The organism is Pseudorhodoplanes sp. (genome assembly GCF_059499825.1).
Genome location: NZ_JCABZI010000001.1, coordinates 82,000 through 101,485 on the forward strand (window position 1 = coordinate 82,000; position 19,486 = coordinate 101,485).

Annotated in this window: 21 protein-coding genes and 1 tRNA gene; 5 read left to right on the forward strand and 17 right to left on the reverse strand. The window is 64.0% G+C overall.

Annotated elements, in window-relative coordinates; genetic code table 11:
- Window position 1: 1 nt before the first annotated feature.
- The 14 genes from rutC to aroA all read right to left on the reverse strand — a co-directional run bounded on the left by rutC (window position 2) and on the right by aroA (window position 13,598).
- Entirely contained in the window at window positions 2-388 is a 387-nt protein-coding gene (rutC, locus tag AC5I5I_RS00390; RefSeq protein WP_495969152.1) for a pyrimidine utilization protein C, read from the reverse strand.
- A gap of 70 nt (window positions 389-458) precedes the next feature.
- Window positions 459-1,775 (reverse strand): bifunctional folylpolyglutamate synthase/dihydrofolate synthase, encoded by a 1,317-nt coding sequence (locus AC5I5I_RS00395; protein ID WP_495969154.1) that lies wholly within the window; start codon window positions 1,773-1,775, stop codon window positions 459-461.
- Between the two features lie 83 nt (window positions 1,776-1,858).
- Window positions 1,859-2,767: an acetyl-CoA carboxylase, carboxyltransferase subunit beta gene (gene accD / locus AC5I5I_RS00400; RefSeq protein WP_495969155.1), complete on the reverse strand. Its 909-nt coding sequence runs from the start codon at window positions 2,765-2,767 to the stop codon at window positions 1,859-1,861.
- Between the two features lie 44 nt (window positions 2,768-2,811).
- Complete coding sequence (locus AC5I5I_RS00405) at window positions 2,812-3,798, reverse strand: tripartite tricarboxylate transporter substrate-binding protein (RefSeq protein WP_495969156.1); 987 nt, start codon at window positions 3,796-3,798, stop codon at window positions 2,812-2,814.
- A 40-nt stretch (window positions 3,799-3,838) separates the two neighbouring features.
- The gene (trpA, locus tag AC5I5I_RS00410) at window positions 3,839-4,678 is read right to left on the reverse strand and encodes a tryptophan synthase subunit alpha (protein ID WP_495969157.1); all 840 of its coding nucleotides are present in this window, start codon (window positions 4,676-4,678) and stop codon (window positions 3,839-3,841) included.
- On the reverse strand, window positions 4,675-5,895 hold the full coding sequence (gene trpB, locus AC5I5I_RS00415) for a tryptophan synthase subunit beta (protein WP_495969158.1): 1,221 nt from the start codon (window positions 5,893-5,895) through the stop codon (window positions 4,675-4,677). Before trpB ends, trpA begins: the two co-directional genes overlap by 4 nt.
- Window positions 5,892-6,566, reverse strand: coding sequence for a phosphoribosylanthranilate isomerase (locus AC5I5I_RS00420; protein WP_495969159.1), 675 nt, complete (start codon window positions 6,564-6,566; stop codon window positions 5,892-5,894). Before AC5I5I_RS00420 ends, trpB begins: the two co-directional genes overlap by 4 nt.
- A 42-nt stretch (window positions 6,567-6,608) precedes the next feature.
- Window positions 6,609-7,553 (reverse strand): bifunctional Delta(1)-pyrroline-2-carboxylate/Delta(1)-piperideine-2-carboxylate reductase, encoded by a 945-nt coding sequence (gene lhpI, locus AC5I5I_RS00425; RefSeq protein ID WP_495969161.1) that lies wholly within the window; start codon window positions 7,551-7,553, stop codon window positions 6,609-6,611.
- A 12-nt stretch (window positions 7,554-7,565) separates the two neighbouring features.
- The gene (locus AC5I5I_RS00430) at window positions 7,566-7,949 is read right to left on the reverse strand and encodes a LapA family protein (RefSeq protein ID WP_495969163.1); all 384 of its coding nucleotides are present in this window, start codon (window positions 7,947-7,949) and stop codon (window positions 7,566-7,568) included.
- Between the two features lie 155 nt (window positions 7,950-8,104).
- Window positions 8,105-8,425: an integration host factor subunit beta gene (locus AC5I5I_RS00435; RefSeq protein ID WP_495969807.1), complete on the reverse strand. Its 321-nt coding sequence runs from the start codon at window positions 8,423-8,425 to the stop codon at window positions 8,105-8,107.
- A 27-nt stretch (window positions 8,426-8,452) separates the two neighbouring features.
- Window positions 8,453-9,445, reverse strand: coding sequence for a signal peptide peptidase SppA (gene sppA, locus AC5I5I_RS00440; protein WP_495969164.1), 993 nt, complete (start codon window positions 9,443-9,445; stop codon window positions 8,453-8,455).
- Between the two features lie 263 nt (window positions 9,446-9,708).
- Window positions 9,709-11,427, reverse strand: a complete 1,719-nt coding sequence (gene rpsA / locus AC5I5I_RS00445; protein WP_495969165.1) for a 30S ribosomal protein S1 — start codon at window positions 11,425-11,427, stop codon at window positions 9,709-9,711.
- A 210-nt stretch (window positions 11,428-11,637) separates the two neighbouring features.
- Window positions 11,638-12,273, reverse strand: a complete 636-nt coding sequence (locus tag AC5I5I_RS00450; protein WP_495969166.1) for a (d)CMP kinase — start codon at window positions 12,271-12,273, stop codon at window positions 11,638-11,640.
- A complete protein-coding gene (gene aroA / locus AC5I5I_RS00455; protein ID WP_495969167.1) occupies window positions 12,270-13,598 on the reverse strand; it encodes a 3-phosphoshikimate 1-carboxyvinyltransferase in 1,329 nt (442 codons plus the stop codon). The genes AC5I5I_RS00450 and aroA overlap by 4 nt, the downstream gene beginning before the upstream one ends.
- A gap of 190 nt (window positions 13,599-13,788) precedes the next feature.
- Here aroA and AC5I5I_RS00460 point away from each other — a divergent pair, with 190 nt between their 5' ends.
- The 5 genes from AC5I5I_RS00460 (at window position 13,789) to AC5I5I_RS00480 (ending at window position 15,782) form a co-directional block, all read left to right on the forward strand.
- Complete coding sequence (locus AC5I5I_RS00460) at window positions 13,789-14,187, forward strand: TIGR02300 family protein (protein ID WP_495969169.1); 399 nt, start codon at window positions 13,789-13,791, stop codon at window positions 14,185-14,187.
- Between the two features lie 57 nt (window positions 14,188-14,244).
- Window positions 14,245-14,320 (forward strand) — tRNA-Ala (locus tag AC5I5I_RS00465).
- 295 nt (window positions 14,321-14,615) lie between these two features.
- Window positions 14,616-15,041, forward strand: a complete 426-nt coding sequence (locus tag AC5I5I_RS00470) for an Hsp20 family protein (RefSeq protein ID WP_495969171.1) — start codon at window positions 14,616-14,618, stop codon at window positions 15,039-15,041.
- Window positions 15,042-15,131: 90 nt separating this feature from the next.
- Complete coding sequence (locus tag AC5I5I_RS00475; protein ID WP_495969172.1) at window positions 15,132-15,392, forward strand: BQ00720 family protein; 261 nt, start codon at window positions 15,132-15,134, stop codon at window positions 15,390-15,392.
- A gap of 120 nt (window positions 15,393-15,512) precedes the next feature.
- The gene (locus AC5I5I_RS00480) at window positions 15,513-15,782 is read left to right on the forward strand and encodes a DUF1150 family protein (RefSeq protein WP_495969173.1); all 270 of its coding nucleotides are present in this window, start codon (window positions 15,513-15,515) and stop codon (window positions 15,780-15,782) included.
- 71 nt (window positions 15,783-15,853) lie between these two features.
- On the opposite strand, the gene ptsN is transcribed toward AC5I5I_RS00480, so the two are convergent.
- The 3 genes from ptsN to lptB form a co-directional block, all read right to left on the reverse strand.
- Window positions 15,854-16,315 (reverse strand): PTS IIA-like nitrogen regulatory protein PtsN, encoded by a 462-nt coding sequence (gene ptsN / locus AC5I5I_RS00485; RefSeq protein WP_495969174.1) that lies wholly within the window; start codon window positions 16,313-16,315, stop codon window positions 15,854-15,856.
- A 263-nt stretch (window positions 16,316-16,578) separates the two neighbouring features.
- The gene (gene rpoN / locus AC5I5I_RS00490; protein WP_495969175.1) at window positions 16,579-18,117 is read right to left on the reverse strand and encodes an RNA polymerase factor sigma-54; all 1,539 of its coding nucleotides are present in this window, start codon (window positions 18,115-18,117) and stop codon (window positions 16,579-16,581) included.
- A 137-nt stretch (window positions 18,118-18,254) separates the two neighbouring features.
- Window positions 18,255-19,427 (reverse strand): LPS export ABC transporter ATP-binding protein, encoded by a 1,173-nt coding sequence (lptB, locus tag AC5I5I_RS00495; protein ID WP_495969177.1) that lies wholly within the window; start codon window positions 19,425-19,427, stop codon window positions 18,255-18,257.
- Between the last annotated feature and the right edge of the window lie 59 nt (window positions 19,428-19,486).

Here is a 19,486-nt window from a genome sequence, read left to right on the forward strand (position 1 = left end):
CTCAGCGTCCGACATGCGCGATCGACGAAATCTCGACCAGAAAATCCGGCCGGACCAGATCGGCGCGGATGCAATAGCGCGCCGGCGGCTCGCTTGGAAAGTACTCGCGGTAGACTTCGTTCATTGCCGCATAGTCGGCGAGATCCTTCAGGAAGATCGAGTTAAAGGTGATATCCGACATCGTGCCGCCGGCGGTCTCGACCACGGACTTGATCGCGTCCAGGACGGCCCGGGTCTGCGCCTTCACGTCGCCGATGCCAACGGTCTTGCCGTCCTTGTCCATGGCCAGCATGCCGGACACATAGACGATGCCGTCAGCCTTGGTGCCAGGCGAATAAGGCGCCAGAGGCGGTGGGGAGCCCGCCGGCACGATGGTTTCTTTGGGCATTGCAATCTCCTGGATACGCACGTCGCATTCATTGCGGACGAGTTAGCAAAATCGATGCCGCGACAAGACCCTAGATCGGAGGGGTGCCATTCCGTCGAAGCACGTCGCCCGCGAGATAGAGCGATCCGCCGATGAGAATGCGCGGCGGCGTATCGAAGGACAAAAGCGCGATCGCCGACAGCGCCGCTTCGACACCGTCTGCGCTCTCGGAGGGAATTCCGATCCTGTTCGCCGTCTCCGCGATCAGGTCCGGCGGCAGACTGCGTTGCGCATCCGGCACCGGCACCGCGTAGAGCCTCAGCGCCAGACCGGTGAAACAGCGCAGATAGCCTTCGAAATCCTTGGTGCCAAGCATGCCGACGATCATCACCAGCGGCTTCGGCGCGCGCTCCTCGATATCGGCAAGCGCGACCGCAACCGCACGGCCGCCGTCCGGATTGTGCCCGCCATCCAGCCAGACTTCGCTGCCCGGCGGCGCCAGCCTCACCAGATTGCCGTGGGTGAGGCGCTGCATACGCGCCGGCCAGTCCGCTTTCACGACGCCGGCCTCATAAGCCTCGCCCGGGATTTTCAGGCCGGACGCGCGCAGGGCCGCGACCGCGACACCGGCATTCATGAATTGGTGGCGGCCGATCAGCTTAGGCCCCGGAAGATCGAGAAGCCCGTCATCGTCCTGATAGACCAGCCGCCGGTGCTCCTCGCTCATATTCCAGTGCTCGCCCGCCACGCGAAGCGGCGCACGCACGCGCTCCGCCGCGCGTTCGATCACCGCAAGCCCCTCCGGCATCTGCGGCCCGATGACCGCGCGCACGTTGCGCTTGAGAATGCCGGCCTTCTCGGCGGCAACACTCTGGATCGTGTCGCCGAGATAATCGGCATGATCGAGGGATACCGGCGTGATCACGCTCAGCAGCGGCGCCTCCACCACATTGGTGGCATCGAGCCGGCCGCCGAGACCGACTTCGAGCAGCAGCACGTCGGCCGGATGCCGTGAGAACAGCAGCAGGCCGGCCGCGGTGGTGATCTCGAACACCGTGATCGGTTCGCCGGCGTTGACGCGCTCGCACTCCTCGACCGTGGCGCGCAATTCGTCGTCGTCGACGAACCTGCCGCCGCCTTCCGATGCAAGCCGGAAGCGCTCGTTGAACCGCACCAGATGCGGCGAGGTGTAGACGTGAACGTGATGGCCGGCGCTTTCCAGGATCGCGCGCATGAATGCGATGGTCGAGCCCTTGCCGTTGGTGCCGGCGACATGGATGACCGGCGGCAGCCGGCGTTCGGGATGTTCGAGCCGTTCCAGCAGCCGCCACATCCGATCGAGCGACAGGTCGATCAGCTTCGGATGCAGGGCCAAGAGGCGCGTCAGCGTATCGTCGAGTGCGGACATGACACAATGGCTAGCATATTCCGTCCGCTCCGGCGAAACCCTGACCCGCGAGGACGGGAGCAGGGAAAGAAAGCCAGGGCAGATCAGGCTGGCGCGGTTGCCTCAACGGCGGCCGCCTGCGCCGTGCTGCGCGGCGCGTTCGGCGATGCCTTGGTCAGCAGCCGGCAGATGCGCCCGAGCGTGGCGCGCATCTCGTGCCGGTGTACCACCATGTCGACCATGCCGTGTTCCTTGAGATATTCGGAGCGCTGGAAACCGGGCGGCAATTTCTCGCGGATGGTCTGCTCGATCACGCGGGGGCCGGCAAAGCCGATCAGTGCGCCGGGCTCGGCAATCTGCACGTCGCCCAGCATGGCGTAGGATGCGGTGACACCGCCGGTGGTCGGGTTGGTCAGCACCACGATATAGGGCTTCTTCGCCTCGCGCAGCATCTCGACCGCGACCGTGGTCCGCGGCATCTGCATCAGCGACAGGATGCCCTCCTGCATGCGCGCGCCGCCCGAGGCGGCGAACATGATGAAGGGCGTGCCGCGATCGATCGCGGTTTCGAGACCCTTGACGATCGCCTCGCCCGCGGCCATGCCGAGCGAACCGCCCATGAAGTCGAAGTCCTGCACGCCGATCACCACCGGGATGCCTTCGAGCCGGCCGAAGCCGAGCTTGATGGCGTCATTCATGCCGGTCTTGGTGCGCGCATCCTTCAGGCGCTCGGCATAGCGGCGCTGGTCACGGAATTTCAGCGGATCGGTCGGCACTTCCGGCACACCGACATCGAGCCAGGTCTCGCCGTCGAACATCGACTTCAGGCGCGCGTTTGCACCCATACGCATGTGATAGTTCGAGCCGGGAATGACGAACTGGTTCGCCTCCACGTCCTTGAAGAAGACGAGCTGCCCGGTTTCCGGACATTTGATCCAGAGATTCTCGGGAGTCTCGCGCCGGTTGAGCAGCCCGCGGATTTTCGGCCGGACGACGTTGGAAATCCAGTTCATGCTGCGTCGCTACCCATGTCCAGTTGACTGAGGTCCAGTGGCCGTCAATCCGCGACGAAGCCGGAGGCTTTCACCACCGGTCCCCAGCGCGCGATATCCGCTTGCACGATTGCGGCAAATTCGGCCGGTGTCTTGTAGTCGGGTTCGTTGCCGATCGCCTCGAGCTTCTGCTTCACATCGGGAGCGGCAAAGGCATCCCTGATCGCAAGATTGAGCTTGGAGACGACATCGGCGGGCGTCTTCGATGGCACCAGCGTTCCGAGCCAGGCTTCGATCACCACATCGTAGCCGGCTTCTTTCATGGTCGGCACATCCGGCAGGAAGGTCGAGCGCTTGTCGCTGGTCACCGCCAGCGTGCGGACCTTGCCGGACTTGACGAACGGCAGCGCCTCGCTGACCGGATTGACGCTCGACGAGACATGGCCGCCGATCAGGTCCTGCAGGGCCGGCGCACCGCCCTTGTAATGGACCGACGTCATGTCGACCTTCGAAGCCTGCGACAACATCAAACCGGCGAAGTGCGGGGTTCCGCCCGCAGCGGTTGTCGCGTAGGTCGCGGTCTTCGGATTCGCCTTGCACCATTGCACGAAGTCGCCAAGCGTCTTGATGTCCGCCGGAACAGCGGGCCCGACATTGATGCACAGCGCCGATTTTGCGACGGTGGCCACCGGCGTGAAATCGCGGACGGGATCGTAGTTCAGCGACCGGAAACTGTGCGGATAGACCGTCATCAGGAAGTCCGGCGTGAACAGCATGACGCTGCCGTCGGTCTCGGCATTCTTGACGTATTCGACTGCGAGACGTCCGGCAGCGCCGACCCGGTTCTCGACGATGGTGGCCGGCGCATACTCGCCTTTCAGCTTGTCAGCCATGATGCGCGCGAGCGCATCGGTGCTGCCACCGGCCGGGAACGGCACGACAACCTTCGCGGTCTGGGAAATAACTTGCGCGTCAGCGAAAGAGACAAACGACGACCGGCTCGCGACCAAGCCGGCTGCGGCCCCGCACATCAATGTTCGGCGTGTGATCATGCGAGGGTGTCTTCCCTGAAATTACGGCTTTTTTGATAAGCTATTCAGCGGCCACCCGGCGAACCGAGCGCACGCCATCGGCAAGTTCCGACACCAGCGACGTCACCGCCTCGACCGTGCCGCTAGTCGCGCGCCCTTCGGCATCGAGGCTGTCGCGCAAGCGGTCGATCAGCGCCGACCCGACCACCACCGCATCCGCACCCTGTGCGATCTCGCGCGCGTTTTCCGCCGTTCTGACGCCGAAGCCGACGGCAACCGGAAGCCGGGTATGGCGCTTGATGCGAGCGACGGCGTCGGAGACCCGCGACGCATTCGGTGTCGCCGATCCGGTGATGCCCGTAATCGAAACGTAATAGACGAAGCCCGATGTATTGGTGAGCACGACCGGCAGGCGCTTGTCGTCGGTCGTCGGCGTCGCCAGCCGGATGAAGTTCAGTCCAGCCTTCAACGCCGGGATGCAGAGCTCGGAGTCTTCCTCGGGAGGCAGATCGACCACGATAAGCCCGTCGACACCCGCCGCAATCGCGTCGGCGAGGAAGCCTTCGACGCCATAGATATAGATCGGGTTGTAATAGCCCATGAGGACGATGGGTGTGTCGCCGTCGGTCTTGCGGAAGTCGCGCACAAGCTGCAGCGTTTTCTTCATCGTCTGTCCGGCCTTGAGCGCGCGCAGGCCCGCGGCCTGGATCGCCGGACCATCGGCCATCGGATCGGTGAACGGCATGCCGATCTCAATCACATCGGCGCCCGCCTTCGGCAGCGCGGAGAGGATGGCGAGCGCGGTGTCGTAATCGGGGTCGCCCGCCATCACGAAGGTGACGAGGCCGGCGCGGCCCTCGCGCGCGAGGTCGGCAAATCTGCGGTCGATGCGCGTGGTCATCCGATCGACGTCCCCAGATATCGCGCCACGCTGTCGAGATCCTTGTCGCCGCGGCCGGACATGTTGACCACCATCAGGTGATCCTTGGGCAAGGTCGGCGCGAGGTCGAACACGCGGGCAAGCGCATGCGCCGGTTCGAGCGCCGGAATGATGCCCTCCAGCTGGCTGCACAATTGAAACGCCGCCACGGCCTCCTCGTCGGTCGCGGACAGGAATTTCACCCGGCCCATGTCGTTGAGCCAGGCGTGCTCGGGGCCGATACCGGGATAATCGAGACCGGCGGAAATCGAATGCGCTTCGGTGATCTGGCCGTCGGCATCCATCAGCAGATACGTGCGATTGCCGTGCAGCACGCCGGGACGTCCGCCGCTGACAGAGGCTGCATGCTGACCCGAAGGGATGCCATGGCCCGCTGCTTCGACGCCGTAGATATCCACGCTGCGGTCGTCGAGGAACGGATGAAAGAGGCCCATCGCGTTTGAGCCGCCGCCGATGCAGGCGACCAGCGAATCCGGCAGGCGGCCTTCTGCCTGCTGCATCTGTTCGCGGGTTTCGTTGCCGATGATGCACTGGAAGTCGCGCACCATGGCTGGGTACGGATGCGGCCCTGCGACCGTGCCGATGCAATAGAAGGTGTCGGCGACATTGGTGACCCAGTCGCGCAACGCTTCGTTCATCGCATCCTTCAGCGTCGAAGAGCCAGACGTCACCGGACGAACTTCGGCGCCGAGCATCCTCATGCGCAACACGTTGGGCTGCTGGCGTTCGACGTCGACCGCGCCCATGTAAACAATGCAAGGCAGGCCGAACTTGGCGCACAACGTCGCCGTGGCGACGCCATGCATGCCGGCGCCGGTTTCGGCGATGATGCGTTTCTTGCCCATGCGCATGGCCAGCATGATCTGGCCGGTGACGTTATTCACCTTGTGCGCACCGGTGTGGTTGAGGTCCTCGCGCTTGAAATAGATCTTCGCGCCGCCAAATTTTTCGGTGAGGCGCTCGGCAAAATACAAAGGCGATGGCCGGCCGACGAAATGCGCGAGATGGTGGTCCATCTCTTTTTGATAGGCCGGGTCCGCCTTGGCGGCATTATAGGCGGCCTCCAGCTCGAGAATGTTCGGCATCAAGGTCTCGGCGACGAAGCGTCCGCCATAGATGCCGAAATGGCCACGCTCGTCGGGACCGGTGCGGAAAGAATTCGGCTGCTGAATCGTCATCTGCTGCTCGCAACTGTCGTCCGTGCCGCATCCGCCGCGCGCACCGCGCGGATGAAAGCCATGACTTTCGTGGGATCCTTGACGCCCGGCGTCAACTCGACCCCGGACGACACATCGACCGCGGGCGCACTGGTTACCTCCAGCGCCTGGCCGACATTGCCCGGATCGAGCCCTCCGGAAAGCATGAAGGGGAGCCCCTGATCAAGGCCTTTCAGCAGGGTCCAGTCGAAGGGCCGTCCCAGGCCTCCGGGACGGGTCGCATCCTTGGGTGGGCGGGCATCGAACAGGAGCCAGTCCGCGGCGGCGGCATAGGCCGGGATGGCATCGAGATCGGCCGCCGTCTCGACCGGCAAGGCCTTCATCACCGGCAGCCCGAACCGCGATTTCAGCGCCCTGATCCGCTCCGGGCTTTCGTGGCCATGGAGCTGGAGCATGTCCGGCGTCAGTGCCTCCACAATCGCGGCATGGAGGGCATCGTCGGCGTCGACGGTAAGCGCCACCTTGCGCGCGCGGTCCTGCACCTGCGCGCTTAGGTCGCGCGCAAGGTCGAGCGGCACATTGCGCGGCGACGGCGGAAAAAATACGAAGCCCAGCAAGTCCGCGCGCTCGGCGAGCGCGGCATCGACAGCATCGGCGGTGGTCAGGCCGCAGATTTTGATGAGGGTTGTCATGGCCGGCGCGGTTCTACCGCGACAAGCGGCCCTTGTCTGCCCTCAGGCCGACAGGCTTCGCCAAACCAGTGTCGCCGCAGCGAGATCCTCGATCGCGGTTCCGACCGACTTGAACAGCGTGATCTGCGAGGCCGAGGTGCGGCCCTTGACCTTGCCGCGGCACAGGTCGAACAGGTCGCCCTTGATCGCCCTCGCGTCGATGATTTTTTTCTTCATGGGAACGACGATATCGCCCGCCTCCTTGGCGGCGCCGGCGCGGGTATCGACAAAGATGCGCGCTCGCTTGACCGCTTGATCGTCGGCCTCACGCATTTTCGGCGTGAAGCCGCCGACCAGATCGAGATGCGCGCCCTTCTTCAGCCAGGCGCCCTGGATCAGGGGCTGCGCCGACAGCGTTGCACACGAGACGATATCGGCTTCGCTCACCGCTTCCTCCAAAGTCTCGGCGATGTCGACCTCGATGCCTGCAACCGCGATGCCGAACCCTAGCGACACCGCACGCGCGCGAGTGCGATTCCAAAGCGTCACACGCTTGATCGGACGCACGCTGATATGCGCGCGAATGAGATGCGGCGCCAGCGCGCCCGCGCCCACCATGACCAGATGCGAGGCATCCTCTCGCGCAAGATAGCGAGCGGCCAGCGCGGAGGCGCAGGCCGTCCGCCACGCGGTCAGCGCGCGGCCCTCCAGCAGCGCCAACGGCACTCCAGTCTCGCCCGAGAGCAAGAGATATTGTCCATAAACCGATGGGCGCTGCGCCTTGGCATTGTCCGGGAACACGGTGACGATCTTGCAGCCGATATAGCGCTCCGTATCCTCCTTCCAGGCAGGCATCAGGAGCAGCGTCGCATCGGCGCCTGCGGTCGGAATGGTGTGATGATGGCGCACCGGCACCACGATATCGGAGCGGAAGGCGTCGTCGAGAGCGTCGATCAGCCCCCGGTAGGTCAGCGCGTTCTGGATATCGTCGGCAGAAACAATGCGCATGGCAGAAGCGGGTTACCCGCTTGCCGAAGAACGATAGACGAGCCGCGCGGACTTGTTCGGAACCGGCGCGTCGAAACGGTCGTCGAGCCGCTCACTGAGCGTGGAATTCAGCGTCTCGATCTCGCGGCGAAGCGCCGACACCTCGGCATCGCGCTGCCGCGCCGCACGGCGATAGCCTGACTGACGAAGCCACGCCGCAACGCCCCCGACAATGACACCGAGGATCACAAGAACGAAGATCAGCACAAAAAGCGGAACGCTGACCGACGCTGCCGGCGCGGTTGCATTGAAGGGATCGAAGGACACGGTCACGATCTCGCGGTTGGCGACCGCGAACATCAGAATGATGATCGCGAGCGGCACGAGTACGAGCCAGAAGACGAGCTTGCTGAGCATTGGACCTTCCGTTTGCCGCCATTTGCGAAACCCGCCGGGAGCGTGGACCCGCAATCCATAACATGCGGTGAGTTTAGGAAATCCGGGCGCGGCCGCCTACATCTTGCTTCAAGGGACGAGCGGCCTGGCGAGGCGCAACCGACCGGCAAACCGGCTCAGGCGATCTCGCCGCGGTTCAGCCGCTCGCGCATTTCCTTGCCGGTCTTGAAGAACGGAACCGATTTCTTGTCGACCGAAACATGTTCGCCGGTCCGCGGATTGCGCCCGGTGCGTGCGGGCCGGTGCTTCACCGAAAACGCCCCGAAACCGCGCAATTCGACCCGATCGCCGCGCGCGAGCGCCGCCGTGATCTCGTTCAGGATCGCGTTGACGATATTTTCCACGTCCCGCTGGTAAAGATGCGGGTTCTGTCCCGCGATCTTCGTAACCAAATCCGACTTGATCATCCGCGCCGCCCGGTATGTACGTCGGTGAATCCGGCCATGCCTCAGGCCGTCCGCCGCTTAATTGACGGGTGAAGGGTGCCAAAGCGCCAGCAGACCGTCAAGATTAAGCCGCTCCGCCGCCGCAAATGCGCCGGACTGCTCGAGGCCGCGGGCAAAGCCATCAAGGCCGGCCGCATTGAGCAGCGAAACCGCCGTCAGGTGGATGAACGAGAACTCCGAGAACCGCGGGCGCAGGCTATAGTTCCGGACCGGCGTCTTGGGGTCGATCCCCTTCTCCTTGGCGAGCCACGCGATCGCGGCCTGCTCGTCGCCGAGTTCATCGATCAGCTTGAGCTTGAGCGCCTGCCGGCCGGTGAACACGCGGCCGTCCACGACGGTGGCAAGCGCCTCGCCTTCGAGGCTGCGGCGCTTGGCGACGAGGTCCTTGAACCAGTCATAGGAGTCCATGACGATCGACGCCAGCGCGGCGCGCGCCTCCGGCGAGGTCGGCTCGAAGCCGTTCGGTGCGGCCTTGAGCGGTGAGGACTTCACGTCCTCAACCTTGATGCCAACCGTCTTGAGCAGGTCGACGAAGTTCGGATACTGGATCAGCACGCCGATCGAGCCGACCAGCGAAGCGCTCTGCGCAATGATATGATCGGATGCCAGCGCCGCGATATAGCCGCCCGAGGCGCAAAGCCCGTCGACAACGACCACCATCGGCTTCTTGGCCTTCAGGCGCACCAGCGAGTCATAGAGCTGCTCCGAGCCCGCCGTGGTGCCGCCGGGGCTGTCGATGTGGACGATCACGGCCTTGGCGCTGGAATTGGCCAGTTTCTCGATCGCCTCGACCCGCGCCTGATTGCCGCGGATCAGTCCGGAAATCGTAACCCGCGCGATCGAGCCCGACGTCGACCCGCTCAAACCGTCTTGCCGCGACATTGCGGCAACCGCGCCGATGGCTGCGATGACGACGAGCACCGCCAGCACCCGCCAGAAGGTCAGTTTGCGCCGCAGCCGGCGGCGATCCACGATCTGGTCCGCATCGAGCGGCCGAGAATCGAGCGACATGGCTTCGCTCCCATTTGATTCGAATGACGCGAGAGTCTAGCGCCGCGATGCGCGTTTGACCCGACAATCCTTTGCGATTGGCAAAGCAGAGGTAATCACAGGCTTTGGCGAAAAGGAGGCTCAAGCGAAAAGAAGGTTTAAGCGAAAGGGCGGCTTGAGCCGAAAGAAGGCCTTGCGTTGGAACCGCAAGGCTGAAGCGAAAATGAAAAACCCCCGGCGCGTCCGGCACCGGGGGTTTACGTCTCAAATCGAGAGAGCGGAATTTACTCCGCCTTCTCCTTGTCACCGCGCTGCTTGAGCGCTGTGCCGAGAATGTCGCCAAGAGTCGCGCCGGAATCGGACGAGCCGTAGGCCGCGATGGCCTCCTTCTCTTCCTGCACTTCCAGCGCCTTGATCGACACCTGGACCTTGCGGGTCTTGCGATCGAACTGCGTCACCCGGGCATCGACCTTCTGGCCGGCCTGGAACCGCTCCGAACGCTGGTCGCCGCGGTCGCGGGCCAGGTCGGCACGGCGGATGAAGGTCTCCAGATCGGTCCCGATGATCTTCACATCGAGGCCGCCTTCCTTCACGTCGATCACCTCGCAGGTCACGACATCGCCCTTCTTGAGGTCGCCGGCCGCGCCCTCTTCCATCGGATCGCTGGCCAGCTGCTTGACGCCGAGCGAGATGCGCTCCTTCTCGACATCGACGTCGAGAACGGTCGCCTTGACCATGTCGCCCTTCTTGTAGTCGTCGATGACCTGTTCGCCGGGGCGCTTCCAGTCGAGGTCGGACAGATGCACCATGCCGTCGACATCGCCGTCGAGACCCAGAAACAGCCCGAACTCGGTCTTGTTCTTGACTTCGCCTTCGACGATCGATCCGGGCGGATGCTTCTCGACGAAGACCTCCCACGGATTGCGCATGGTCTGCTTGAGACCGAGCGAAATGCGGCGCTTGACCGGATCGACTTCGAGGATCTGCACTTCGACTTCCTGCGAGGTCGAGACGATCTTGCCCGGGTGGACGTTCTTCTTCGTCCAGGACATTTCGGACACGTGGATCAGGCCTTCGATGCCCGGCTCCAGTTCCACGAACGCACCGTAATCGGTGATGTTGGTGACGCGTCCGGAGAAGCGGCCGTTGAGCGGGTACTTGGCCTCGATGCCCTGCCACGGATCGTCCAGCAGTTGCTTCATGCCGAGCGAGATGCGGTGGGTGTCGTGATTGATCTTGATGATCTTCACCTTCACCGACTGGCCGATATTGAGCACTTCGGTCGGGTGATTGACACGCCGCCACGCAATGTCGGTGACATGCAGCAGGCCGTCGATGCCGCCCAGATCGACGAAGGCGCCGTAATCGGTGATGTTCTTCACCACGCCGTCGATTACCTGACCTTCTTCGAGATTCTGCACCAGTTCCTGACGCTGTTCCGCGCGGGTCTCTTCCAGCACGGTACGGCGCGACACGACGATGTTGCCGCGGCGGCGGTCCATCTTCAGGATCTGGAATTGCTGCGGGTTGTTCATCAGCGGGGTGACGTCGCGGATCGGACGGATATCGACCTGCGAACGCGGCAGGAAGGCCACTGCGCCGTCGAGATCGACGGTGAAGCCACCCTTGACCTGATTGAAGATGACGCCCTGAACCTTCTCCTGGTTCTTGAACGCGCCTTCGAGCTTGCCCCAGCTCTCTTCGCGGCGTGCCTTGTCTCGGGAGAGGACAGCTTCACCGAGCGCGTTCTCGACGCGCTCCAGGTAGACCTCGACTTCGTCGCCGACCTTGATCTCGTTGCCGCGGCCGGGTCCGGTGAATTCGCGCAGCTGCACGCGGCCTTCGGTCTTCAGTCCGACGTCGATGATGGCGACGTCCTTTTCGATGCCGACGACGATTCCCTTGATCACCGAGCCTTCATGCAGGTTTCCTGACGTGAAGGACTCTTCAAGCATCGCGGCGAAATCTTCGCGCGACGGTGTGGCGGTGGCTGTTTGGGCCATGAACTCTCCTGTTAGCGAGCGCCGATTGGAATTAGGATGTTCCGAACGCACGGGCCAAAGGCCCCGCAAGACCAGTGGCTCCGCCGCATGAGCGACGGGTCGGCGCGTTAAGCCGTTCGACCGGAACGATGATTGCTTGTCCTAAAAGGACGTGTCCAAGGCCTCCGGACGAGGCGGCGAAGCGGGCGTTCCTCCAACGACGAAGGGCGGTTAAGCCGGCCTCCGGCCCGCTCGGACGGCCTCGACAATGTCGATGGCGGCCCGGACGGCTGGGGATATAGCCAAAAGTGTCGTATCCAGCAAGACCGCATCCTCGGCCTGCCTGAGCGGGGCTACCGAGCGGTTCATGTCGCGCTCGTCCCGGGCCTTGATGTCGGCGAGCACGGCGGCGTCATCGACCGCCTCGCCGCGGCCCCTCAGTTCCATGACCCGACGCCGCGCGCGCTCCTCGGGTGTCGCGGTTACGAAAATCTTAACCTCCGCCTGCGGCGCGATGACGGTCCCGATGTCGCGCCCGTCGATGACCGCGCCCGGCTTCGAGCGCGCAAACTCATGCTGCAGTGCGATCAAGGCCGTCCTGACCTCAGGGATGGCTGCGACGATGGATGCGGCTTTCGCCACCTCGTCGGATTTCAGGTCGTCCTCCGGAAATCGCGAGGGATCGTAGCTGCGCGCGGCCGCCACCGCAGCAGCCGGGTCATCGAGCTTGCCTGCCTGCAGCACGGCTAGCCCGACACCGCGGTACAAAAGGCCGCTGTCGAGATGCGGGTAGCCGTAGTGAATCGCGAGGCGCTTGGCGATGGTGCCCTTGCCGGAGGCCGCCGGCCCGTCGATGGCGATGATCACGACAAATCCGCGCCCAAACCGCGCATCAATTCGACAAAGCCGGGGAAACTGGTCGCGATAAATGCCGCGTCGTCGACGCCGACCGGCTTGTCGCTCGCGAGCCCCATGACCAGCGCCGACATCGCAAGGCGATGATCCATATGCGTCGCCACCACGCCGCCGCCAAGGGCGCGACCTTGCGCCCGGCCATGTCCATGCACGATCAGGTCGTCGCCCTCGATCTCGACCGCCACACCATTGACGCGCAGCATGTCGGTGGTCGCGGCCAGCCGGTCGGATTCCTTCACCCGCAATTCGCTCAGGCCCCGCATCCGTGTGGTGCCCTCGGCAAAGGACGCGAGCACGGCAAGGATCGGGTATTCGTCGATCATCGATGGCGCACGCGGCGCCGGAACGTCGACGCCACGCAGGCTCGAGGCCCGTACGCGCAGATCGGCGACCTCTTCGCCGCCATCGTTCTGCGTCGACAACGTCTCGATATCGGCGCCCATGTCACGGAGCGTGAGAAACAGCCCGGTTCGCAGCGGATTCATCATCACGCCTTCCAGCACGATGTCCGAGCCCGGAACGATCAGCGCCGCCGCCAGCGGAAAGGCCGCAGACGAGGGATCGGCCGGCACCTGCAACGGCGCCGGCGAAAGCTCAGGCCGCCCGGTCAGCGTGATCCGGCGGCCGTGCTCGCCGATGGTCTCGACGCGGATGTCGGCGCCGAAATGCGTCAGCATTTTCTCGGTGTGATCGCGGGTCGCTTCCTTCTCGATCACGATGGTCTCGCCAGGCGCCGCGAGACCGGCCAGCAGCACCGCAGACTTCAATTGCGCGGACGCGACCGGCGGCGCGTATTCGATCGGAAGCGGATCGCGCGCGCCCTGCAGGGTCAGCGGCAGCCGCCCGCCTTCGGCGGCATCAACCACGCGCGCGCCGATCCGGCTGAGCGGGTCCAGCACGCGTTGCATCGGGCGCTTGCGCAACGAGGCATCGCCGTCGAACAACGCCGTGACCGGGCAACCGGCGACTGCACCCATGACGAGGCGGCAGCCGGTGCCGGAATTTCCGAAATCGAGCGGTCCCGACGGCTGCGCGAAACCGCCGACGCCGACGCCGCGCACCGACCATGCGCCCTCCCCGGTTCGCTCCACCGTGGCGCCGAGGGCGCGCATCACCTTGGCGGTGTTGATCACGTCCTCGCCTTCGAGCAGGCCGGAAATGCGGGTCTCACCCACGGTCATCGCCGCCAGGATCAGGGCACGATGCGAAATCGACTTGTCGCCGGGCACGCGCAGACGGCCCTTCAGCGCAGGCGAGCGGCGCGCGGTTAACGGCATGGCGGGCAGCGAATGGCTCAAGACGGCGTTTCCGGCGCTAAAGTGGGCGCCGTCCTAGCACCGGGCGTTTCCCACGTCATCCGATCCCGGGCCGAAAGCCGCAAATCGCCCATAAACGGTATTGACACCGGTCGCTCAAGCCGCCAATTCAGCCGCTCATTTCTAAAAGCCCTTCAAGGAACCTCCGAACGTGGCAAAGCCAGAGCTCGGTACCAAGCGCGTCTGTCCCGTGACGGGCCGCAAGTTTTACGACCTGAACAAGAATCCGGTGATCTCGCCCTATACTGGCGAGGTCGTGCCGATCGCTCCGATCGCCTCCCGCGGCCGTCCGGAAGCGAAAGCTTCGCCCGCCGCCGAGCCCGAACTCGAGACGGCCGAGGCCGAAGGTGCCGTCTTCGTATCGCTGGAGGACGCCGACGCCGAAGCGACCGGCAAGAAGGCTGACCTGCCGGATGCGGTCGATGACGATATCGAGGTCGAGGACGACGGTGGCGACGACGATTCCACCTTCATCGAGGAAGATGAAGAAGGCGACGACGACGTGACCGATATCATCGGTGACGGCCTCGAAAAGGACGAGGAGACTTGATCGTCCGGTCGAGTTAAGCTATCCGCCCGCAACCCGTGAGGGCGGAAGTCTGGTGACGGGGCCATAGCTCAGCTGGGAGAGCGCTTGCATGGCATGCAAGAGGTCGGCGGTTCGATCCCGCCTGGCTCCACCAACCCGAAGCCACGACCGGCTTTGATCATAGCCCAGCCCTGATCTTGCGGCCGCCTCCGAGCGGCCTTTGATTTTTTCGGTGCGGTGAGTCGCGCCGTGAGCCGTCGAACAGCGGGGAGCGATCGGGCGAAAGGACGCGATGCGTGCCCGCCCCTGAGGCTCTCGCCCCGGTTCCAGCCCCGCTTGCAGCGCCCGGATTCCTGCCCATATAAAGGTCAACTCCCGGCGGGTCCGCCGGGAAAATCAGGGGGTGCCTCTTTGGGCCCCGTGTCAAAGTCGCTGGAAAGGACTTTGAGATGTCCCGAATGCCTTCGTTGTCCAGCCCGTTCCTGTTGGGTTTCGACGAGATCGAGCGCGTGCTCGACCGTGTCACCAAGGCGGCGGACGGATATCCCCCCTACAATATCGAGCGGCTATCGCGCGACGACCGAGACCCGGAGCGTCTGCGCATCACGCTTGCAGTTGCCGGCTTTACCCTCGATCAGCTCGAAGTGAGCGTCGAGGAGAACCAGCTCGTCATCCGCGGTCGCCAGACCGACGACAAGACGCGCAAGTTCATCCACCGCGGCATCGCCGCCCGCCAGTTCCAGCGCACTTTCGTGCTGGCCGACGGGATGGAGGTTCTGCGTGCGGATCTGAAGAACGGTCTGCTGTCGATCGATCTGGCGCGACCGGAACCGGCACGAGTCGTGCGCGCCATCTCGATTACGCCGCACGAATAACCATATCGAGGGACGAGAGACCCAAGGCGGCGAACACAGGGAACCGACCGACCACAGGAATAGTTGAGTTGACGAAGGAGAGCAGCTGACATGACCCACGAACAAACTGAAAAGCCGATCATGTCGCCTCAAGCTTTCGCCGTTCTGGGCGGAGGCAAGATCGCGTATGTGAAACAGATCAGATCCGAGAATGTGCACGAGCTTTACCCGCAGGCGCCGGAAATGCAGCCCGGGATGCAGCTCTTCGCACTTCACGCAGCGGACGGCACGCCGATCCTGGTAACCGACACGCGCGAAGCCGCGGTCGCCAATGCCTGGAATAACGAGCTCGAGGCCGTCAGCGTCCACTGACGCGGCGAAGTCCAAATCGATGCGGGCCACGGCCGGGACACACCCGGCCGTGGCCTTTTTCATGGGCCGGCTTGAACCCGGGGCGTGCTCGGTTCGTCAAAAGAACAAAGGAGCCGCGTCATGTCCGCATCGTCCAGCCGTTCGCCAGCCGTCGTTTCCATGTCCGCGCGCGACCTTGCGACGCTCGCGTGGCGCCAGTTTGCCTATATCCGCGTGGCGCGCTCGGAGGATGTGGGGTTCTTTTGCCCCGAGGCCCCGCTGCTCGCACCCGGCCGCGACGTGTTCGTGCTTTACGCTGCCGACGGCACGCCGATCCTCGTCACCGATACGCACGAAGCCGCCGTCGCCAATGCGTCGGAGGAAAAACTCGAGGCCCTGAGCCTGCACTAGAATTTTGGGTATGCACGAGCCGTTGCCGGGAGCGTCACGGCACGGCGAACGTCACTCCGATCCGAAAGGACTCACGCGGCCTGCGACGGCGTCATCGTCAGAACCGCATAAAGCGCGTCAGCGTCGTTCGATTCCCGCAACTTGTTGGCGGTGTCGGGATCGCGCAGCAAACGCGCAACACGCGCCAGCGCCTTCAAGTGATCCGCGCCGGCGCCCTCCGGCGCCAGCAGAAGAAAAATCAGATCCACCGGCTGGCCATCGAGCGATTCGAAATCGATTGGACGATCGAGTCGTGCGAACAATCCAAACAGCCGGTCGAGTTTCGGCAATTTGCCATGTGGGATCGCGATGCCGTGTCCGATGCCTGTGGAACCGAGCTTCTCGCGCTGCAGCAAGGTTTCAAAAATCGTGCGCTCGCCGAGACCGCTGAGTTCGGCCGCGCGCGCAGCGATTTCCTGAATCGCCTGTTTCTTGCCATTGACCTTGAGCGCCGGGATCACGGCATTCACGGCCACAATATCGCTAAGCGCCATTGGAAACGGTCCGCGTATCCGCCGGTAAAATGGGTCGAACTGGGGCTGTTGGGGATGAAGAGCGGCGGACCATAAGGATGCCCCCCGCCAACGTCAATGGCTTACGGCCGGGCATGTCGGATACTGCATTCACGCCAGTTCCAGTCTGAAAGACGCGGTGTTTCAAAGCCATGGCCCTCAAACCCGGCGCGATCCGTCGCGTTCGTATCGCCGACCGGCCGTGCCTCACGCTCGCGCGATTCTATAACACTGAAATCACAGCGCTAGCGGCCGATCGACGCCCCTTGCTTCTCGCGACGCCGTTGAACCGAGGACGCGATGCGCATGCCCTCGCGATATTTTGCGACTGTGCGGCGCGCAATGTCGATGCCGGACTCGCGCAGCTTGTCGACGATCGTGTCGTCGGAGAGAATGTCATTGGCCGTCTCCGTATCGATCAAATGCTTGATGCGATGACGCACCGCCTCGGCCGAATGCGCTTCCCCGCCATTGGAGGCGGCGATTGCGGAGGTGAAGAAATATTTCAGTTCGAAGATGCCGCGCGCGGTCGCCATGTATTTGTTGGCGGTGACTCTCGACACGGTGGATTCGTGCATCGAAATCGCATCCGCGATCGTCTTCAGATTGAGCGGACGCAGATGCTGGACGCCGTGCGCAAAGAAGGCATCCTGCTGCTTCACGATTTCCGCCGAGACTTTCAGGATCGTGCGCGCGCGCTGGTCGAGCGCGCGAATGAGCCAGGTCGCCGATTGCAGCTTCTCGGCAAGGTAAGTCTTGTCTGTCGCTGCGGCGGCCGTCTTGGAGACCCGCGCATGATAGGTCTGGTTCAGCAGGATTTTCGGCAACGTCTCTGAATTCAGCTCGACCGTGAACGAGCCGTCCGGCGCGGCGCGCACGAACACGTCAGGCACGATCGGCTGCACATTCGTCGAACCGAAGGCAAGCCCCGGCTTGGGATTGAGGCGCTTGATCTCCGCGATCATGTCCATGAGATCGTCGTCGCCAACGCCGCACAGCTTGCGCAAGCTCGCAAAATCACGTTTCGCCAGAAGATCGAGACGCCCGAGCAGCGCCGCGATGGCGGGATCGTAGCGGTTCTGCTCCTTGAGCTGGATGGCCAGGCACTCGGTGAGATTTCGCGCACAGACGCCCGCGGGATCGAAAGTCTGCAGGACAGCGAGTACCGCCTCGACATCGGCCATGTCGGCACCGAGCTTTTCGGCAACCGCCTCCAGATCGCCGGACAGATAGCCGGCCTCATCGACCATATCGACCAGGTGCTGACCGATCATGCGCTTGACCGGATCGGTTACCGACAAGGAGAGTTGTTCGGACAGATGATCCGCCAGCGTTCGCTCGGCCGACACGAAGGCTTCGAGATTGTATTCGCCGTCCTCGCGGCCGCCCGATCCGACACTCGCCCATTCGGAATGCGCCGCAGTGGCGTCTTCGGCGCGGGCCGAAGCAACGGCCGATCCACCGTCTTCCGGGAACACGTTATCCAGACGGGTACCGAGATCCTCCTCGATGGCGTTGCGGCTGGTGGCGAGGTCGTCCCCCATCCATTCCTGGGCCCCCTCGCCCTCGAAGCCGCCGTCTGCGGGCTCGGCCAGTTCGGCCGCCGCTGGCGGCCCGTCGTCGTCGCCAGCCCGTTCGAGCAGGGGATTTTTTTCAAGTTCCTCCTCGACATAGGCCATGAGATCGAGGTTCGAGAGTTGCAGCAGCTTGATGGCTTGCATCAGCTGCGGCGTCATCACGAGCGCCTGGCTCTGGCGGAATTCGAGGCGGGTGGTCAGTGCCATGGGGGATTCCTATCCCAGCGGCACAGTTCGTGCATGTGGAAAAAAGGCGCACGCCCTTTAGGCGGATTCGGGCGGATACGCGCACGCCTTGGTAAAAGCGCCTCAAAATCAGGCAGAAATCGAGGCGAACTGCCCGATTACAGGCGGAACTCTTCACCCAGATAGAGCCGCCGGACATCCGCGTTATTCACAATATCCTCGGCCCGGCCCTCCATCAGGACCTCGCCGGAATAGATGATGTAGGCGCGGTCGGTGAGGCCGAGCGTCTCGCGGACATTGTGGTCGGTGATCAGTACCCCGATGCCGCGATAGGTCAGGTGCTTCACCAGTTGCTGGATGTCGCCGACCGCAATCGGGTCGATGCCGGCAAACGGCTCGTCGAGGAGCATGTAGCTGGGGCGGCTGGCCAGTGCGCGAGCGATTTCCACGCGCCGCCGCTCGCCGCCGGAGAGGGCGATCGATGGCGACTTGCGCAAGCGGGTGATGTTGAATTCCTCCAGCAGCGCGTCCAGGTCACGCTGCCGCCGCTTGGCGTCCGGCTCGACAACCTCGAGCACCGAACGGATGTTCTCCTCGACATTCAGGCCGCGGAAGATCGAGGCTTCCTGCGGCAGGTAGCCGATGCCGAGGCGCGCACGCTGATACATCGGCAGCGGCGTGACGTCGTTGCCGTCCAGCTCGATCTTGCCGGCATCGGCTTTGATCAGCCCGGTGATCATGTAGAAAATCGTGGTCTTGCCGGCGCCGTTCGGTCCCAGCAGACCGACCGCCTCGCCTCGCCGCACGAACAGGCTGGCACCCCGCACCACCTTGCGAGGCCCGAAGCTCTTTTCCACGCTGTGCGCGGCCAGATAACCCTGGGTGACCTGCTGACGCGGTTCGACCGGCTCTTGGCGTCTTGGCCGCGGCGGCACGAAACGCGGCTCTGCGGCGCGCGGCGGGGCCTCGGCGCGCGCCATCGTCGGCGCAGGCGCGGCATGGCCGGCATTCCGGCCCGGCCTGGGCGGTTCGGGCCGGAAGTGATCCGGCTGAAACGTCTCGGGATGGAGCGGATGCTCCCACTGCAGGTTCCGGCGCGCCGAATCGCCGACCAGAAACTCGTCCTGCAACGGCTCGATCCGCAGGGCGCCGGGGACGGGCGGCGGCGCCGCTTGTGACGCGAGGGCGGTGCGCTGCGACGCAGGCTTGCCCACGAGGCCGCCAATCTTTTCCAGTTCGACGCGCCACGTGCCGGACGACTTGCCCGACGATTTGCGCTTTCGCGGTTTCCCCGGCTTTTTGCGGCGGAATATCGAGAGGAAATCGAACACGCTAGTGTTCCGAATCCGACATCCGCTGCAACGTGCGGCTTGCTCGCGGGCTGGTTTCG